25 protein-coding genes and 1 pseudogene are annotated in these 16822 nt (G+C 58.4%); 9 read left to right on the plus strand and 17 right to left on the minus strand.

Going from position 1 to position 16822, the window contains the following annotated elements; genetic code table 11:
* The 6 genes and pseudogenes from Q1W40_RS02280 to Q1W40_RS02305 form a co-directional block, all read right to left on the minus strand.
* Positions 1 to 527: pseudogene (locus Q1W40_RS02280) on the minus strand (F0F1 ATP synthase subunit alpha); the annotation flags it as partial.
* A gap of 44 nt (positions 528 to 571) precedes the next feature.
* Positions 572 to 1102 (minus strand): F0F1 ATP synthase subunit delta, encoded by a 531-nt coding sequence (locus tag Q1W40_RS02285; protein ID WP_300708464.1) that lies wholly within the window; start codon positions 1100 to 1102, stop codon positions 572 to 574.
* Positions 1103 to 1124: 22 nt separating this feature from the next.
* Positions 1125 to 1595: a F0F1 ATP synthase subunit B gene (locus Q1W40_RS02290; protein ID WP_300708466.1), complete on the minus strand. Its 471-nt coding sequence runs from the start codon at positions 1593 to 1595 to the stop codon at positions 1125 to 1127.
* 37 nt (positions 1596 to 1632) lie between these two features.
* The gene (atpE, locus tag Q1W40_RS02295; RefSeq protein WP_019429175.1) at positions 1633 to 1881 is read right to left on the minus strand and encodes a F0F1 ATP synthase subunit C; all 249 of its coding nucleotides are present in this window, start codon (positions 1879 to 1881) and stop codon (positions 1633 to 1635) included.
* Between the two features lie 57 nt (positions 1882 to 1938).
* A complete protein-coding gene (gene atpB, locus Q1W40_RS02300) occupies positions 1939 to 2817 on the minus strand; it encodes a F0F1 ATP synthase subunit A (protein ID WP_108326831.1) in 879 nt (292 codons plus the stop codon).
* Between the two features lie 15 nt (positions 2818 to 2832).
* Positions 2833 to 3219, minus strand: a complete 387-nt coding sequence (locus Q1W40_RS02305) for an ATP synthase subunit I (protein WP_315171012.1) — start codon at positions 3217 to 3219, stop codon at positions 2833 to 2835.
* A gap of 355 nt (positions 3220 to 3574) precedes the next feature.
* On the opposite strand from Q1W40_RS02305, the gene Q1W40_RS02310 reads away from it, so the two are divergent.
* The 4 genes from Q1W40_RS02310 to lipA are packed head-to-tail and all read left to right on the plus strand — an operon-like array spanning position 3575 to position 6062.
* Positions 3575 to 4021 (plus strand): CopD family protein, encoded by a 447-nt coding sequence (locus tag Q1W40_RS02310; RefSeq protein ID WP_300708468.1) that lies wholly within the window; start codon positions 3575 to 3577, stop codon positions 4019 to 4021.
* A gap of 27 nt (positions 4022 to 4048) precedes the next feature.
* Entirely contained in the window at positions 4049 to 4348 is a 300-nt protein-coding gene (locus Q1W40_RS02315; RefSeq protein WP_108326828.1) for a DUF493 family protein, read from the plus strand.
* Positions 4349 to 4357: 9 nt separating this feature from the next.
* Positions 4358 to 5020, plus strand: coding sequence for a lipoyl(octanoyl) transferase LipB (gene lipB / locus Q1W40_RS02320; protein ID WP_300708469.1), 663 nt, complete (start codon positions 4358 to 4360; stop codon positions 5018 to 5020).
* A 46-nt stretch (positions 5021 to 5066) separates the two neighbouring features.
* Positions 5067 to 6062, plus strand: a complete 996-nt coding sequence (gene lipA / locus Q1W40_RS02325) for a lipoyl synthase (RefSeq protein ID WP_300708471.1) — start codon at positions 5067 to 5069, stop codon at positions 6060 to 6062.
* 36 nt (positions 6063 to 6098) lie between these two features.
* On the opposite strand, the gene ptsP is transcribed toward lipA, so the two are convergent.
* The 5 genes from ptsP to Q1W40_RS02350 are packed head-to-tail and all read right to left on the minus strand — an operon-like array spanning position 6099 to position 10384.
* Positions 6099 to 7856 (minus strand): phosphoenolpyruvate--protein phosphotransferase, encoded by a 1758-nt coding sequence (gene ptsP, locus Q1W40_RS02330; protein WP_300708473.1) that lies wholly within the window; start codon positions 7854 to 7856, stop codon positions 6099 to 6101.
* A gap of 43 nt (positions 7857 to 7899) precedes the next feature.
* Complete coding sequence (locus Q1W40_RS02335; RefSeq protein WP_108326824.1) at positions 7900 to 8169, minus strand: HPr family phosphocarrier protein; 270 nt, start codon at positions 8167 to 8169, stop codon at positions 7900 to 7902.
* The gene (locus Q1W40_RS02340; RefSeq protein WP_108326823.1) at positions 8138 to 8581 is read right to left on the minus strand and encodes a PTS fructose transporter subunit IIA; all 444 of its coding nucleotides are present in this window, start codon (positions 8579 to 8581) and stop codon (positions 8138 to 8140) included. Before Q1W40_RS02340 ends, Q1W40_RS02335 begins: the two co-directional genes overlap by 32 nt.
* A 10-nt stretch (positions 8582 to 8591) precedes the next feature.
* On the minus strand, positions 8592 to 9839 hold the full coding sequence (locus Q1W40_RS02345; protein ID WP_300708478.1) for an MFS transporter: 1248 nt from the start codon (positions 9837 to 9839) through the stop codon (positions 8592 to 8594).
* Positions 9836 to 10384: a hypothetical protein gene (locus Q1W40_RS02350; RefSeq protein ID WP_300708480.1), complete on the minus strand. Its 549-nt coding sequence runs from the start codon at positions 10382 to 10384 to the stop codon at positions 9836 to 9838. The genes Q1W40_RS02345 and Q1W40_RS02350 overlap by 4 nt, the downstream gene beginning before the upstream one ends.
* 52 nt (positions 10385 to 10436) lie before the next feature.
* On the opposite strand from Q1W40_RS02350, the gene Q1W40_RS02355 reads away from it, so the two are divergent.
* Positions 10437 to 11681: a CaiB/BaiF CoA-transferase family protein gene (locus tag Q1W40_RS02355; protein ID WP_300708482.1), complete on the plus strand. Its 1245-nt coding sequence runs from the start codon at positions 10437 to 10439 to the stop codon at positions 11679 to 11681.
* Positions 11681 to 12412, plus strand: coding sequence for an alpha/beta hydrolase (locus Q1W40_RS02360; protein ID WP_300708484.1), 732 nt, complete (start codon positions 11681 to 11683; stop codon positions 12410 to 12412). Before Q1W40_RS02355 ends, Q1W40_RS02360 begins: the two co-directional genes overlap by 1 nt.
* 7 nt (positions 12413 to 12419) lie before the next feature.
* Here the strand turns inward: Q1W40_RS02360 and Q1W40_RS02365 are convergent, their stop codons facing one another.
* Positions 12420 to 13064 carry a DUF4197 domain-containing protein gene (locus Q1W40_RS02365; protein WP_366146329.1) on the minus strand — a complete coding sequence of 215 codons (645 nt, stop codon included), beginning with the start codon at positions 13062 to 13064 and terminating at the stop codon, positions 12420 to 12422.
* Positions 13065 to 13193: 129 nt separating this feature from the next.
* Between Q1W40_RS02365 and Q1W40_RS02370 the strand changes: the two genes are divergently transcribed.
* Positions 13194 to 13634: a TlpA disulfide reductase family protein gene (locus Q1W40_RS02370; RefSeq protein ID WP_300708501.1), complete on the plus strand. Its 441-nt coding sequence runs from the start codon at positions 13194 to 13196 to the stop codon at positions 13632 to 13634.
* A gap of 35 nt (positions 13635 to 13669) precedes the next feature.
* Here the strand turns inward: Q1W40_RS02370 and Q1W40_RS02375 are convergent, their stop codons facing one another.
* Positions 13670 to 14077 carry a cytochrome c gene (locus tag Q1W40_RS02375; RefSeq protein WP_300708503.1) on the minus strand — a complete coding sequence of 136 codons (408 nt, stop codon included), beginning with the start codon at positions 14075 to 14077 and terminating at the stop codon, positions 13670 to 13672.
* A gap of 146 nt (positions 14078 to 14223) precedes the next feature.
* Between Q1W40_RS02375 and Q1W40_RS02380 the strand changes: the two genes are divergently transcribed.
* Together Q1W40_RS02380 and Q1W40_RS02385 are read left to right on the plus strand one after the other, a co-directional pair.
* Positions 14224 to 14886, plus strand: a complete 663-nt coding sequence (locus Q1W40_RS02380) for a cytochrome b/b6 domain-containing protein (RefSeq protein ID WP_300708486.1) — start codon at positions 14224 to 14226, stop codon at positions 14884 to 14886.
* Positions 14887 to 14968: 82 nt separating this feature from the next.
* Positions 14969 to 15460, plus strand: coding sequence for a GNAT family N-acetyltransferase (locus Q1W40_RS02385; protein WP_300708488.1), 492 nt, complete (start codon positions 14969 to 14971; stop codon positions 15458 to 15460).
* A gap of 75 nt (positions 15461 to 15535) precedes the next feature.
* On the opposite strand, the gene Q1W40_RS02390 is transcribed toward Q1W40_RS02385, so the two are convergent.
* From Q1W40_RS02390 to Q1W40_RS02405, 4 genes are all read right to left on the minus strand, one after another.
* Positions 15536 to 16042, minus strand: coding sequence for a peroxiredoxin (locus Q1W40_RS02390; RefSeq protein ID WP_300708490.1), 507 nt, complete (start codon positions 16040 to 16042; stop codon positions 15536 to 15538).
* Positions 16043 to 16143: 101 nt separating this feature from the next.
* The gene (gene rpsQ, locus Q1W40_RS02395) at positions 16144 to 16413 is read right to left on the minus strand and encodes a 30S ribosomal protein S17 (protein ID WP_108412560.1); all 270 of its coding nucleotides are present in this window, start codon (positions 16411 to 16413) and stop codon (positions 16144 to 16146) included.
* A 9-nt stretch (positions 16414 to 16422) separates the two neighbouring features.
* A complete protein-coding gene (rpmC, locus tag Q1W40_RS02400; RefSeq protein WP_053172813.1) occupies positions 16423 to 16617 on the minus strand; it encodes a 50S ribosomal protein L29 in 195 nt (64 codons plus the stop codon).
* Between the two features lie 17 nt (positions 16618 to 16634).
* A partial coding sequence (locus Q1W40_RS02405; RefSeq protein WP_300708495.1) for a ribosomal protein L16 occupies positions 16635 to 16822 on the minus strand: 188 nt, incomplete at its 5' end.

Here is a 16822-nt window from a genome sequence, read left to right on the forward strand (position 1 = left end):
CGGTCGCCAATGATCAGTTCGCGCTGGCCACGGCCCACGGGCACCATGGAGTCGATCGACTTCAGGCCGGTTTGCATAGGCTGGTCAACCGATTTACGTGCGATCACGCCAGGGGCGACTTTTTCGATCACGTCGGTCATCTTGGCGTTGATGGGGCCTTTGCCGTCAATCGGCTGGCCCAGTGCGTTCACCACGCGGCCAATCAGTTCAGGGCCGACGGGCACTTCCAGAATGCGGCCTGTGCACTTGACAGTGTCGCCTTCGGAGATGTGCTCGTACTCACCCAAGATCACGGCACCGACCGAGTCACGCTCGAGGTTCAGGGCCAGACCGTAAGTGGCAGCGCCATCAGCAGTCGCTGGGAATTCGAGCATTTCGCCCTGCATCACATCAGACAAACCGTGGACGCGAACGATACCGTCGGTCACAGACACCACGGTGCCTTGGTTGCGGATATCGGCGCTGGCGGACAGCCCTTCAATGCGGCTCTTGATCAGTTCAGAAATTTCTGCGGGATTGAGTTGCATGACTCTTTCCTTCTTTCTTTAAATATGTCCGGTCTCAATCCGCATCAAGCGGTGAGGGCCGATTTCATTTGTTCCAGTCGGGCCTTGACAGAGGTGTCGAGCACCTCGTCGCCCACCACCACACGAATACCACCGATCAGGGCGGAATCCAACTCGACGCTTACATTGAGCTTGCGCGCAAAGCGTTTTTCGAGCGTGGACGACAAGTCGGCCAAAGCCGAAGCGTCGATGGGAAATGCGCTGTACACCACCGCGTCAGCGGTGCCACCTTGCGCATTCATGAGGGCCCGGTACTGCTGTGCAACCACAGGCAGCGCACTGAGACGACGGTTTTCGATCACCAGGCGCAGGAAGTTCTTGCCAGCCTCGGGCAGTGCTGTGCGCACCACGCCAGAGATCAGCTCGAATGCCTGCTCGTCGGACACTTTGGGGCTGTCGATGAACTGTTGCAGTTGCGCGTTGTCGGCAACAGCAGCCAGTTCATCCAGCCAAGTGGCCGTGCCAGCGAGATCGGATGCCTGCGCTTTGAAAAGCGCTTCGGCATAAGGGCGGGCGATGGTAGCAAGTTCTGCCATGGTCTTCTCTGGCTGGAGCTTTTTACAGCTCGGTCTTGAGGCGGCTCAGCAGATCAGCGTGGACACCAGCGTTGACTTCCTTGCGGAGAATCTGCTCGGCGCCTTTGACGGCCAAGGCTGCGACCTGCTCACGCAGCGCTTCGCGGGCCTTGACAGCTTGCTGCTCAGCTTCAGCTTTTGCAGCGGCGATGATCTTGTTGCCTTCTTCGGTGGCACGTGCTTTGGCTTCGTCAACGATGCCATTTGCACGGCGCTCGGCGTCTGCCAAGCGCGAAGCCGTCTCGTTGCGCGACTTGGCCAACTCGGACTCGACACGCGCATTGGCGCTGGAGAGTTCGGCTTTGGCTTTGTCGGCGGCAGCGAGGCCGTCAGCGATTTTCTGTGCCCGTTCGTCGAGCGCTTTTGTGATCGGGGGCCACACGAATTTCATCGTGAACCACACCAGAATCGCAAAAACGACCATCTGAATGAACAGAGTAGCGTTAATGTTCACGGTTCAGTCCTTCTTCTTGCGTGAAGAGGTACGTGGATTACTTCAGAACGAAGGGGTTGGCGAAGGCGAACAGCAAAGCGATGGCCACACCGATCAGGAAAGCAGCGTCGATCAGACCGGCCAAGATGAACATCTTGGTTTGCAGTTCGTTCATCAACTCAGGCTGACGAGCAGAAGACTCGAGGAATTTGCCGCCCATCAAAGCGATACCGATGGAAGCGCCGATAGCACCCAGACCAACGATCAAACCACATGCCAATGCCACCAGGCCGAGAATGTTTTCCATGAGAAGCTCCTAAAAGTTAGTGGAAAAAAGAAACACGAAACGAGAGAAAAAGTGTCATCAATGTGCGTCGTGCGCTTGACCTGTGTAGATCAGCGTCAACATCATAAAGATGAAGGCTTGCAAGGTGATGACCAGGATGTGGAACAGTGTCCACACGGTACCGGCGACGATATGACCAACGGCCAGACCCACGCCAGTTGCCGACAATGCCCAGCCGCCACCCATGAGGGCAATCAACATGAACACCAACTCACCCGCAAACATGTTGCCAAACAGTCGCATGCCATGCGAAACCGTCTTGGCCAAATATTCAATCATCTGCATCAAGAAGTTAATCGGATACAGAGCCCAATGGTCACCGAAAGGCGCAGCGATCAGCTCGTGCGCCCAGCCGCCCAGGCCTTTGATTTTGATGTTGTAAACCAAGCAGATGAACAACACCGAGCAAGACAAGCCCAAAGTAGAAGACAAGTCAGCCGTTGGCACGACGCGCAAATAATCTTTGAAACCCAAAGCCGGGCCAGCGGCATGCCAAGCACCCGGAATCAAGTCCACGGGCAACATGTCCATGGCGTTCATCAGGAAAATCCAGACAAAAACCGTGAGAGCCAATGGCGAAATGAGCTTGCGGCTCTTGGCGTTGTGAATCACGCCTTTGGCTTGGTTTTCGACCATTTCGGACAGCAACTCAACAGCCGCCTGGAAGCGACCGGGAACACCCGAAGTGGCTTTGCGAGCAGCCGCCCACATGACGAGGCAGCCAATGACACCCAGCACAAGCGAGAAAACCACCGAATCAAGGTTGAACAAACTGAAGTCAACAATGCTTGTTTGCTTGACGCCTTCAAATGAGAAATTCATTTGCAGGTGTTGCAAGTGGTGCTGGATGTACTCTCCAGCCGTTGGGGCATGCGCGCCAGCGTTTTCAGCAGACATAAATCACCAATCAGTTCAAAAAATAGTCGGCTTCGACTTCCGCTGCATCCAGCCCAGCGCCATGGCCAGCCAATACACCTTCATCGTCACCACGAAGCCTGCCACCAGGGCAAGCCAGCTCAAATCAGCAACCACTTTGGGCGCCGCCAGAAGCAACACCACAGTCAAGACGATCTTGACCAATTCCCAGACAAACAGCCCCGCCAAAGCAGAGCCCGCTTGCCGCATCCGCATTTGCCGAGACAAAGCCCTGACAAACACCACAGCGGGAATCACCACAGCAACCACACCCCAAGCCACCGATGCCGCCAGTCGGGACTGACCACTGAACCAACCGGTCAGAGCTGCAATCAAAGCGCCCACCAGCACTTGGAGCCACAAAACACGCCAAGGCGAAGCCATCAGGTTCTGCTGCCGCCAAGCCTGCGCTTGTTCAGCGGTCAGGGGCTTGAAATCGGACTCAAGGTCTTCATCTGCAGAATCTACGACGCGCTCATCGGCCAAAATGCCTGTGAGTGCCCCCGTTTTTGGGCCCGGTTGAACGTCTGAGGAGATTTTCACCATCTCAAATTACACCGAGGTTACGTACACGGCAAATCCTGCAAAGCCTACGATTATACGTAGAAACCCCCGCCTGACCAGCCATTACCCGTGAGTTTGGTCGGACTCTCGCAGAAATTTGGCCCGGACAAGAGCGACAATCGCCGTTCTGGCGGCGCAGATGGCCGTTTCTTTTCGCCTATTACCGGGAGTTTTCATGTACGAGTGGTTCAAATTTTTCCATTTGGCCGCTGGCGTCATATGGCTGGGTGGCATGGCCTTGGTGATTCTGGCGCTTCGTCCGGTGGTGCTCACCCGCTGGACACCCGCCGAACGTCTGCCTTTCATGGCGGCGGTGCTGTCCCGCTTTTTTGCCATGGTCTGGCTGAGCATCGCTGTCTTGCTGGCCACAGGTCTGTGGATGCTGTCGGGCGTCGACATGAAACTGGCACCCAAAGGCTGGCACGCCATGTCGGGCATCGGCCTTGTGATGTGCCTCATTTTTGCCCACATCTGGTTTGCGCCATTTCGCCGGCTCAAGACTGCGGTGCAAGCGGCCGACTGGCCCTCTGCTGGCAAGGCGCTTGGCCAAATTCATCCGCTGGTTCTGACCAATTTCGCATTGGGCTGGCTGGCCGCGGCGGCCGTCATCATCTGGCGCTGAACACCCTCCAACGATCACAGGATTTTCATGAGTGCATCCATCACCCCCCCTGAAGGCATCGACCCGCGCAAGGACAGCCTGATCGAATACCCCTCGATCTTCCCCATCAAGGTCATGGGCGCCATGGTCGAGGGTTTTGCCGAAGCCCTGGCAGAAGTGGCTTTGCAATTTGACCCCGGCTTTGATGCTTCCACCATGGAACTGCGCCCCAGCAAGGGCGGCAACTACCTGGGCGTGACACTCAACATCACCGCCACGAGCCGCGAACAGCTGGACGATTTGTACCGCGCACTGACCGGCCACCCCCTGGTCAAAATCGTGCTCTGATTTCTCGCCATGATCATCCGCAACCTCGGGCTCGTTGACTATTGGCCGACCTATGAAGCGATGCAGGCGTTCACGGCAGCGCGGCAGGAGGACACGGCCAACGAACTGTGGATCTGCGAGCACCCGGCTGTGTTCACACAAGGTTTGGCCGGTCAGGCCGGACACCTGCTGATGCCTGGCGACATCCCCGTGGTGCAAACCAACCGGGGCGGGCAAGTGACTTTTCATGGACCCGGCCAAGTCATGGCCTACCCTTTGATCAACCTCCAGCGTGCGGGTTACTTCGTCAAGGAATACGTCTACAAGCTGGAAGAATCGGTCATCCGCACACTGGCACATTTTGGCGTCACGGGTCACCGCGTGGCGGGCGCACCGGGCATCTATGTGCGGCTGGATGATCCTTTCAGCCATGCCGCCTTGACCGGTCCGGGCCACCCCTCTGATCCCTTCAAAGGCCTGGGCAAAATCAGCGCCTTGGGCATCAAAGTCAGCCGACACTGCACTTACCATGGCGCCGCCCTCAATGTGGCCATGGACCTGGAACCCTTTACCCGCATCAACCCATGTGGTTATGCCGGCCTGAAAACCGTGGACCTTTCTACAATCGGCGTAGAAACCACCTGGGACGAAGCGGCCCAGGTGCTGGCCCAGCAACTGGCCGCCCGTTTATGACCATCGGCCTCGCGCACAACGCGAAAGCCGTGACCGAAAGACCTCGATGAGCAACAACCCGAACGATCGCAACGTGGTGCGCGAAGCCCAAAGCGTTGAAAACTACGACCCCATGGTCAAGCAAAAAGCAGCGGCCAAGCTCTCGCGCATCCCGGTCAAAGTTGAAGCGGGCGAAGTGCTCAAAAAACCCGAATGGATCCGCGTCAAAGCCGGTTCGCCCACCACGCGCTTTTATGAAATCAAGGACGTGCTGCGTGCCAACAAGCTGGTCACCGTGTGCGAAGAAGCGAGCTGCCCCAACATCGGTGAATGCTTTGGCAAAGGCACGGCCACATTCATGATCATGGGCGACAAGTGCACGCGCCGTTGCCCATTTTGTGACGTGGGCCATGGCCGACCCGACCCGCTGGACGTGAACGAACCCGACAACCTGGCCAAGACCATTGCGCAGCTCAAGTTGCAGTACGTGGTCATCACCAGCGTGGACCGCGACGACCTGCGCGACGGCGGCGCGGGCCACTTTGTGGAGTGCATCCGCAAGACCCGCGAGCTGTCACCCACCACCCAGATCGAGGTGCTGGTGCCCGATTTCCGCGGACGCGATGACCGCGCGCTCGAAATTCTGAAGGCTGCCCCGCCTGACGTGATGAACCACAACATGGAAACCGTGCCGCGCCTGTACAAAGAAGCACGGCCAGGCTCGGATTACCAGTTCTCGCTGAACCTGCTGAAAAAATTCAAGGCGCTGTTCCCCAACGTGCCCACCAAGAGCGGCCTGATGGTTGGCCTGGGCGAGACCGACGAGGAAATCCTCGACGTCATGCGGGACATGCGCGCGCACAACATCGAGATGCTGACCATTGGCCAGTACTTGGCCCCCAGCAACAGCCATCTGCCCGTGCGCCGCTACGTGCATCCCGACACCTTCAAGATGTTCGAGGCCAAGGCTTATGAAATGGGTTTCAGCCACGCGGCAGTGGGTGCGATGGTGCGCTCGAGCTACCACGCAGACCAGCAAGCCCACGCCGCACTGAACCGCTGACCAAACCGGCGGCTTCTTGCCGCCTGTGCATGCGCCTCAGCGCGTGGCAGGCATCAAACTGGCGGGCTCATCCGAGGCCAGCACCTTCTCGGCCCACAGCGCCAGCTTGGCGGTGTCCGAGCGCAAGACCTGGTGTTTGACCGCCAGCACCTGCGAAGGGTGCATGGAAAAGCTGCGCAAACCCAAGCCCAGCAGCAAGCGGGTCATGGAGACATCGCCCGCCATCTCGCCGCACACCGACACGCCTTTGCCTTGCTTGACGCATTCGGCAATGGTGTCGGCCACCAAACGCAGCACCGCTGGGTGCAGCGGGTCGTACAAGTGCGCCACCGATTCGTCAGCACGGTCAATGGCCAAGGTGTACTGGATCAGGTCATTGGTGCCGATCGACAAAAAGTCAAAGTACTTGAGGAACATGCGCACCGACAAGGCGGCCGCAGGGATCTCGATCATCGCGCCCAGTCGCACAGGGCCATAGGCCGCGCCACGGCGGTCCAGGTCCTGGCGCGCCTGGTCAATCAAGGCGAGGGTTTGCCGAATCTCGCTGCCATGCGCCAGCATGGGCACCAGCAAGTTGACCTTGCCATGCGCGGCAGCACGCAAGATGGCGCGCAGTTGCGTGAGGAACATGGCGGGATCGGCCAGGCTCCAGCGGATGGCACGCAAACCCAATGCAGGGTTCAGGTGGGCAGCGTCATGGCGGGCTTCGTCCAGCGGTTTGTCAGCACCCACATCCACCGTGCGGATGGTCACCGGCAAGCCATTCATGCCATCCACTGCGCGGCGGTAGGCTTCGTATTGCTCGTCTTCACCGGGCAAATTGCCTTGGCGACCCATGAACAGGAATTCGCTGCGAAACAGGCCCACGCCCACCGCGCCCGCGGTGATCGCGGCGGCCGTGTCTTCGGGCATTTCGATGTTGGCAATCAGCTCGATCTTTTGACCGTCCAGCGTGACCGCCGGGGTGTGGCGCAAGCGGGCCAGGCGTTCGCGCTCCAGATCGCCCTGCCGCTGCTTGAAACCGTAGTCGGCCAAGATGATGGGGGACGGGTCCACGATGACCACACCCGCATCGCCGTCGATGATGACCCAGTCGTCTTGCTTGACGAGCTGGCTGGCACTGCGCGCGCCCACCACCGCTGGAATGTCCAAGCTGCGGGCCACGATGGCGGTGTGCGAAGTTTTGCCCCCCACATCGGTCACAAAGCCGGCAAACACGCTTTGCTTGAACTGCAACATGTCGGCGGGCGACAAGTCATGCGCCACCAACACCAGCGGCACATCCATGGTGTCGCCCAGTTGCAGCTCTTGCTGGGGCCGTGCGGGACGCTTGGCCTGGATGACCAATGAGCCCGTGCCTTTGAGGCAGTGCAGCACCCGTTCGGCCACTTGCTCCATGTCGGCCTTGCGCTCGCGCAGATAGGGGTCTTCCATCTCGTCGAACTGACGGGCGATGATCTCCAGCTGGCTGGTCAACGCCCATTCGGCGTTGTACAAGCGCTCTTCAATCCACTGGCGCACGCCAGAAGTGAGCTCCACGTCCTGCAGCAGCATCAAGTGCACGTCGAGCAAGGCGACCAGCTCGTGCGGCGCGTCCTTGGGCATGTCTTTTTGCAAGCGCTGCAATTCGTCGACCACGGCATCGCGGGCTTGGCGCAAGCGTTCAATCTCGCTGGCCACCTGGTCGGGTCGAATGAAATAGTGGGCCACATCGACCCGGCTGGAGGCGACCAGCACGGCACGCCCGATGGCAATGCCTCGCGCCACCGCCAGGCCATGGATGCTGAAAGTCATGCGATCACCTCACATGCCGTCTGGACTGGCAGGCGGCGCATGCTCACTCGCCTTCGCCAAATTTATCGGCCATCAGCGCCAGCAAAGCCTCCAGGGCTTCCTGGTCACGTTCGCCATTTGTCTCCAGCGTCACCTCGCTGCCCAGACCGGCCGCCAGCATCATCACGCCCATGATGCTTTTGGCATTGATGCGGCGCTCACCCTTGCTGAGCCAGACTTCGCAAGGAAAACTGCCCGCCAGCTTGGTCAGCTTGGCCGAAGCACGGGCATGCAAACCCAGTTTATTGCTGATGGTCGTGGTGGCTTGGGGCATGTCTCTTTCCTGTTTGATTTTGGGGGGCGGTGCTGCCCACGGTCATGACGCCTTGTGTGCCGCCCGCCTGCGCACGGGTGACCAATTGGTCCAGACTTTCGTGTCGGTAGCAGACGCTGCGCAGCAACATGGGCAAATTGGCACCGGCCACGAGGCGGGTTTGCGCGCTGTCGTTCAGTTGCTGGGCCACATTGCAAGGTGTGGCGCCAAACACGTCGCTGAGCAACAGCACCTCATCGGCGCCCAATTGGGCCATGGCACGGCGGGCATCGGCCAGTGTGGTTTCGGGCGCGTCGTGTGGCAGCACATCGACCGCCAGCACGCCCGATGCGCAGTCGGGAAAAACGTGCAGCGCACATTCGCGCAAGGCGCTGGCCAAGGGGGTGTGGGCGATGATGAGGATACCGATCATGAGGGTTCGATTATCGGGCTTGATGGGGCTTGCTCAGCACAAAGTACAACCAGGATGCGATGGAACACATGGCGAACCCGGCCAAAGCCACTTGGTAAGCGGCTGGCTTGTCCAGTCCTGCACTGCGTCCGGCATCAACCGCCAGGCCAATGCCCCACTGCACCACAAAGATGCCGGCAAAGATCACCAGGTTGTAGGCGGACAGGGCTCGGCCCGCCAGATGCGAGGGAAAAGCCATGCCCACCGCCGGCTGCGCCAGCGCGACGAAAGTACTGCACACGCAAAACAAGGCCAAACTGACGGCTGCAGCCGCACCCAATGCAGGCCCCTGCCAAATCAGGAATGCCAAGACAACAAACGTCAGCGGCAAACCTCGAGCGATCAAGCGGTCAACCGGAATGCCCCACTTGGCCAGACGCGGTGTGACCAAACCCCAGAGCCAAAAGCTCACCAGCATGCTGAGGTTGATGCCAAACAAGCCGGTAGCAGCCTCTTGGGGTGACCAACCTGCCACCTGGGTCATCCAGGGGCCCGCCCACAAGGTCTGAATGGCCACCATGCCGCCATAGCTGAAAAAGCCAATCGGGGTCAGGCGCCAAAAATAGCGGCTGCGCCAGATTTCGCGATAGCCACCATCGTCATCTGTGCGGACATCCGCTCCCGGCTCTGACGACCAACGAGGCACCAGAGCGGCGATCAACAACATGGCGATCGCGATCATGGTGGCCAACATCACAAACAAGGTGCGCCAGCCCCAGATGGGCATCAACCATTGAACAGGCAAGGTCGCTGCCACCATGCCAAATGAGCCCGTCATCAGCATCCATGAGTTGGTTCTCAACTGTGTGCCTGCATCAAACCAGCGGCGATAACCTGTCAAAGGCGCCATCAGGCAAGCACTGACACCCATGCCGCACAACACCCTCGCAGCCAGCAAGCCGTGGAAGCTTTCTGCCCACGCAAACGCCAGACACCCCAACACGGCCACCGACAAGAAAGCCAAAACAACCTTCTTGGGGCCGTGCCGATCCAGCCAACGCCCCAGTGGCAGTTGCGTGAGTGAAAAACCCAGAAAGTACCCCCCCGCTAGCAGACCCAGATCTTGCGCACTCAAACTGAATTCGCTCGTCAAGGTCGGCGACAAGGTCGCTGTGATGGCCCGCACCAAGGCAGAAAAGAAATAGGCCAGGGCGAACGCCACAAAAACCACAACCGCCATGCGACATGACAAATGCTCAGGATGTTTCGCTGCGCTCATGGGTGAATTCCATCAAACAAAGTAGAAGCCCATTCTGGGGAGGCACGTTGACCATAGACCACCGCGTGCACCAAGCGAATTCTCTGGCCTTCGGCCACAGCGCCCCAAACGGCGGTCATGGTGACGGGCTGTCCATCACTGCGCTGGCCCTGAGCCTGGATACGCACGGCCGAGGTCAAGGGCAAAAACCCCGGCCGGTGCCAAGCTTGTCTCTGATCGGCGGCAAGGGGCAGCGGAACGCCAGCACGTCCAAGCGAGGCAGACTGCCAACCGGACAACAGCGCGTTGGCATCAGCGCCCGCTTGCAAGGGCGCGCTCATCACAGCAAACATGGCGTCACCGCTTTCACAACCCACCACTTGGAGATCCACGGGCACACCGCCCAAGGGCACAGATCGCGTTGTGCGATCGGGCTTGCAGGGCAACTGAACTTTGAGCGACGTGCCCTCCAAGCCGACTTCCCGCCAGTTCTGGTCAGGACTGCAGGCACTCAAAAAGACAGCGACGGGGAGACTGGCCATCTTGGCCCAGAAAGAGATTTGCATGGGGTGATTATCCTGATCACCGTCGGTCTTTGTTTTTCGCGACAATGAACACATGAATTCACTCGATGGCATCCGCGTTCTCGACCTGTCCCGCGTACTGGCAGGCCCCTGGTGTACCCAGACCCTGGCCGACCTCGGCGCAGACGTCATCAAAATCGAACGCCCTGGCAGCGGCGACGACACCCGCAGCTGGGGCCCGCCCTTTTTGAAAGACGCCCAAGGCCAAGACACCGCCGAGGCAGCTTATTACCTGGGCACCAACCGCAACAAGCGCTCGGTCACCTGCGACATCGCCCAGCCCGAAGGCCAGGCCATGATCCGCGAGCTGGTCAAACACTGCGATGTTTTTGTGGAGAACTTCAAAGTGGGCGACATGGCCCGTTACGGCTTGGACTTTGCCAGCCTGAGCGCCCTCAACCCGAAGCTGGTGTATTGCAGCGTGACGGGCTTTGGTCAGACCGGCCCCTACCGCGAGCGGGCAGGTTACGACTACGCGGTGCAAGGCATCGGTGGCTTGATGAGCGTGACCGGTGAGCGCGACGATCTAGGCGGCGGCCCCCAAAAGGTGGGTGTGGCGGTGGCCGATTTGTTCACCGGCATGTACGCCACGGTTTCCATCTTGGCGGCCCTGCGCCACGCCGAGCGCACAGGCGAAGGCCAGCACGTGGACATGGCCTTGCTCGACACCCAGGTCGCCATGCTGGCCAATCTGGGCTCCAACTACCTGGTCAGCGGCAAGGTCCCGGGCCGTGCGGGCAATGCGCACCAGAACATCGTGCCCTACCAGGTCTTTGAGGTGCAGGCGCCTGCGGGCTCAGCCCCGGGCACACGTGACCACTTGATTTTGGCCGTGGGCAACGACGGTCAGTTCGCCAAGTTCTGCGCGGTCGCGGGTTGCCCCGACATCGCGCAAGATCCTCGGTATGCCCTGAATGCGGCCAGGGTACGCCACCGCGCCGAGCTGGTACCGCTGCTGGAATCCATCATGCTGACCCGCACCAAAGCCCAATGGCTGCCCGCGCTGGAAGCCGCCAAAGTGCCTTGTGGCGCCATCAACCATCTGGGCGAGGTATTTGAAGACCCTCAAGTGCGCGAGCGCGGCATGGTCACCGACTGGGTACACCCCGTCAAGCCCGATTTGCGCTTGGTGTCCAGCCCCATCAAAATGAGTCGCACCCCCGTACGACAGGACTTGCCACCCCCGATGCTGGGCCAACACACCCAGGAAGTATTGACCGAGGTGCTGGGCTGGTCTGCTGAACAGTTGGGGCCCCTGCGCGGCAAAGGGGTGATCTGATGGCGAACTTTCTTCTGGTCCACGGCGCCTGGCATGGCGCTTGGTGCTGGCAACGCGTGTTGACGCCCTTGATTCAGGCGGGTCACCACACCCATGCCGTCACCCTGACGGGCGTGGGCGAACGAGCCCATTTGCTGCGTCCAGGAATCGATCTCGAGACCCACATTCAGGACGTGCTGTCTGCGATGGATGCCGAAGAGTTGAACGATGTGGTGCTGGTGGTCCATTCGTATGCCGGCATGCTCGGTACCGCTGTGGCTGACCGCAGACCCGAGCGACTTCGCCATCTGGTTTATTTGGATGCCGTCTTGCCCGCGCCTGGCGAAAGCTGGAGCAGCACGCAGGCACCTGAAACCCGCGCAGCACGGATCGCTGCCTCTGAGGCAGACCCTTTGTACAGTTTTCCTGCCCCCAATCCGGCGGTATTCGGTTTGAGCGGTGAGGACCACGCCTGGGTGGCTCGCCGCCAAACACGCCACCCCGGCGGGCCTTACACGCAGGCGCTCCAGTTCAATGCCGAACGTGTCGCTTCCGTACCCCGCACCTTCATCAACTGCACACAACCCCCTTTGGCCACCATTGAGGTGAGCCGCCAACGCATGGTGGACCCGCAATTTTGGGGAGGTCATTGGTTGCCGGGCTCCCGTGTAGTCGAGCTGAACACCGGACACGACCCCATGGTCAGCGATCCACAGGGCCTGACCAGTTTGCTGCTCGATTGCAGCCGCTGAGCTTTGTTCAGCGCAAGGCGCCAAACACCTTACTGAGCAAGGCACTGCCTGCTGCGGCAGGGTCTTGACGGATCTTTCTCTCTTCTTCACCGATCATGAAATACAAGCCCGCCAAGGTTTTGTCGGTGACGTGAGACTCCAGATTGGCTTTGTCTTTGGACAGCAGGCCCATGCCCGATAACTTGCCAGCGATCGCGTTGAATTGGTCCACCACACCCAACTTGCTCAGCGAGGCCTTGACCGTGGGCATGAATTCGGTGGTCAATGGTGCCCGTGTTTTGTCTGAGAAGAACTGGGTCACCGAGTTGTCGCCACCTTGCAAAATGCCCTTGGCATCTTGCACCGACATGGTCTGAATCGACTGGGTCAGCAACTTTTTGGACAAGGGCACAGCCGCCTCGGCAGCCCGGTTCATCTGCAATGTCAAGTCATCGAGCTGTTTACCCAAACCCATGGCTTTGAGCCATTTGGCGCCCTGGTTCAAAGTGTCTGGCAAGCCAATGCGCACTTTGTCGTTGCTCATGAAGCCATCTTGCACCCCGAGCAGTTGGATGGCCACGTCGGCCCCCTTTTCAAGCGCCAGCTTCAAGCCCTTGGAGGCATCGACCGCACTCAGATCACTCAAACTCAGGGCATGTGCAGGCGCAATCACCCACAGGCCTGCGGCGACCCCAAACGTATTAAACTTTCGACGATGAAGATGCAAGTGAAAACTCCCTGGAATTGGCGGCTTTTTGATGGCCGCATGTGGCTTTGGCTCAGCGCTTTATGTTTGGCCATCATGCTCGGGGCATGCTCTGCAAACCGCGCGCCCGAATCTTCGTATGTTTTGCTCGATGGAGCGAAAATCACCACTACGCAATTGCAAGGAAAAGTAGTTCTGGTGAACTTCTGGGCCACCAGTTGCACCACCTGTGTGGCTGAAATGCCAGAGCTGATCGCCACCTACAAAAAATACAAGGCACGCGGCTTCGACACCGTTGCGGTCGCCATGAGTTACGACCCGCCCAGCTATGTGGTGAATTTTGCACAAACGCGCCAATTGCCATTCAAAGTCGCCATCGACAACACAGGAGGCGTCGCCAAAGCTTGGGGTGATATCCAACTCACGCCCACCACTTTTTTGGTGAACAAGCGTGGCGAGATCGTCAAACGCTATGTAGGGGCCCCTAACTTCGCAGAACTTCACCAATTGCTGGAAAAGCTGCTGGCTGAATCCTGAGCGGGCTTTGCGCCGCGCTCAGTGTCCACAAAAACTCAGTCTTTACGGAAATTGTCGTGGCATGCTTTGCAGGTCGGCGCCGCAGAGCCAAATGCCGCTTTCAAATTGTCCAAATTGCCCGTCTTGGCTGCGGCATTGAGTTTGACCACTTCGGCCTGAAACTTGTCAGCAGCTTCTTTGAATTTGGCTGATTCTTTCCAGATTTCTGCTTTGGCCCGTGTATCGCCCTTGTCTGTGCCTTCTGTGAAAGCGGCCCAGGGCAGCTTGGCCAAAGTAGACACCACGTCCATATTGTCTTGCGCGGCTTTTGCATCGAACGGCACACGCCCTTGCGCCATGGCCCCTACCCGCGCCCAATGTTGCTGCATCACGAACAAACTGTTTTTACGGTACTTGACCGCATCTTCGGGTTTGGCAAATTGCGCATGGACGGGCGTCAGCATGGCGAATGCGGACAAGGCGGCGATCAAACTGAAGCGAGGTTTCATGGGGACTCCGGGGTTTTGAACAGGGCCTTCAGGGAGTATCCTAGAGCGGCTTGTGGCGAGTTTCCCACATTTCATAACCTCTTGCGTCACTGACACTGCTTATGCTCACACTTCGCATTTGGGATTTACCCACCCGTCTTTTTCACTGGCTGCTGGCCTTGTGTTTGGTCGGTCTGGTCATCACCGGCAATGTCGGTGGCAATGCCATGGTCTGGCATTTTCGTTTTGGCTATGTCGTGTTCAGTCTTTTGTTGTTTCGCGTGCTCTGGGGCCTCATGGGTGGCCATTGGTCACGCTGGTCCAGCCTGCCACTGGGATTCTCCAGCCTCCGCCGTTATCTTCAAGGCCGTGGACAGGCCTCCGATTTGGCTGGTCACAATCCGCTAGGGGCCTGGTCCGTGCTGGCCATGCTCTTCTTTTTGAGTTTGCAGGTGGGCACCGGGCTGATCAGTGACGATGAGATTGCCAACATGGGGCCTTTGTCCAGCTCGGTATCCGGCGCTTGGGTGAGTGCAGCCACCCACTGGCACAAGCACTGGGGCAAGTTGCTCCTCATTTTGCTGGTGCTGATTCATTTGTTAGCCATTGCCTGGTACAGCTGGCGCAAACGTCAAGCTTTGGTTCAGGCCATGTGGCATGGCGATAAGGTTTTGCAAAACCCTGTACTTGCAACGGTCGATTCAAGCCGCACACGCTGGATAGCCCTGGCTTTGATGGCACTGGCGGCCACCGCTGTGGCCTTCGTTGTTTTACCGGGTTCGTGAGACCACGCCAACGCGACAGACACGCCAGCCCTTTTGCTCGCGTACCGCTACACTTTCTTGAATTTCACTTTCAGTTTTCACCTTGGACACGCCATCTGTTGAATTGTTGCCAGCACTGACCCCCGCCGATCTCGCGCAGGTGCATGCTTTATTCCAAGAGTACGCTCAGTCTCTGAAAGTTGATTTGTGCTTTCAGAACTTCGACGAGGAGCTGGCTACCTTGCCCGGCGAATATGCCGATCCACGCGGTGCTTTGTTGTTGGCACATGTCAATGGCCTTGTAGCCGGTTGCTGCGCGCTCAGACCTTTAGACAACTGCGACTACAGCAATGCCGCTGAAATGAAGCGCTTGTATGTGCGCTTGCCTTTCAGAGGCATGGGTGTGGGCCGTCAATTGACCGAAGGGATTTTGGATGCTGCTCGCCATGCGGGGTACGCGAGTGTCTTGCTGGACACGCTGGACGACATGGAGGCTGCGCGCGCTTTGTATGAAGACTTGGGGTTTGAAGAAGTGCCGCCGTTCTATCACAACCCCCATGCAGGTGCGCACTATCTCAAAGTGGACATCGACTGATCACCGTCGCGTTTGCATCGCACATTTAGACATGAAAAAGGGAGCCCGCGCTCCCTTTTTCATTGAACTGAAGGTTCAAGCCTTGACTTGAGCCAGCAAAGTCGCGGCATCGCTGACCTCGAACTTGCCAGGACCTTCGATGTTCAAGCTCGAGACTTTACCGTCCTTGACCAACATCGAGTACCGGTTGCTGCGCAAACCCATGCCTCGGGCTGTCAAATCCAGCGTCAAACCTGTGGCCTTGCTGAAGTCGGCACTGCCATCTGCCAGCATGCGCACTTTCGCGCCCGTCTTCTGGTCACGCGCCCATGCGCCCATAACGAAGGCATCGTTGACACTGACGCACCAGATTTCGTCCACACCTGCAGCCTTGAACGCATCGAAATTTTCAACATAGCCAGGTACATGCTTGGCCGAACACGTGGGTGTAAATGCCCCCGGCAAAGCAAACAAGGCGATCGTTTTACCAGCAGTGGCTTTGGCCACATCCACTGGGTTAGGGCCAATGCTGCAGCCGTTCCCTTCGACTTCAACGTATTCCATCAGTGTGGCTGCTGGCAGGGTGTCTCCGACTTTGATCATGTGTTCTCCGATGAATGATTGGCCATTGGCCCAGTTAAAAAAAAACGACCCACAATTGTGGGTCGTTTTCGAGAAGTTTGCTTGCGTTACAGCTTTTGGGCTTAAACGGCAGCAGCCTTTTCAACCAGGCGCGTAGCAACCCAGTTCTTGGTTTTCGAAATCGGCTTGCTTTCAGTGATTTCGATCATGTCGCCCAGGTGAAATTCACCCTTTTCGTCGTGCGCATGGTATTTGCTCGACTTGGCCACGATCTTGCCGTAGAGGGCGTGCTTCACACGACGCTCCACCAGCACGGTCACGGTCTTGGCGCGCTTGTCGCTGACCACCTTGCCAATCAAGGTGCGCTTGAGGGATGTTTTAGCTTCCGTCATGGTCACTCCTTACTTGGCGGCTTGCTTTTGAGCAAGGATGGTTTTGGCACGAGCGATGGCACGGCGAGTCTGGCTCAACGTACCGGTGTTGCCGAGTTGTTGCGTGGCTTTTTGCATACGCAGACCAAAGTGGGCTTTTTGCAGCGCTTTGATCTCGTCTTTCACACCAGCAACGTCTTTTTGGCGCAATTCAGCAGCGTTCATTTCTTGTTTCTCCTGAATTATTGGCCAATCATGCGGGCCACGAATGTGGTACGCAGGGGCAACTTGGCAGCGGCCAATTTGAAGGCTTCACGGGCCAACTCTTCGGGCACGCCTACGATTTCGTAGAGCACCTTACCGGGTTGGATCTCGGCCACGTAGTACTCGGGGTTACCTTTACCGTTACCCATACGCACTTCAGCAGGCT

It is taken from the genome of Limnohabitans sp. (genome assembly GCF_030158565.1).
Taxonomy (GTDB): Bacteria; Pseudomonadota; Gammaproteobacteria; order Burkholderiales; family Burkholderiaceae_C; genus Limnohabitans_A.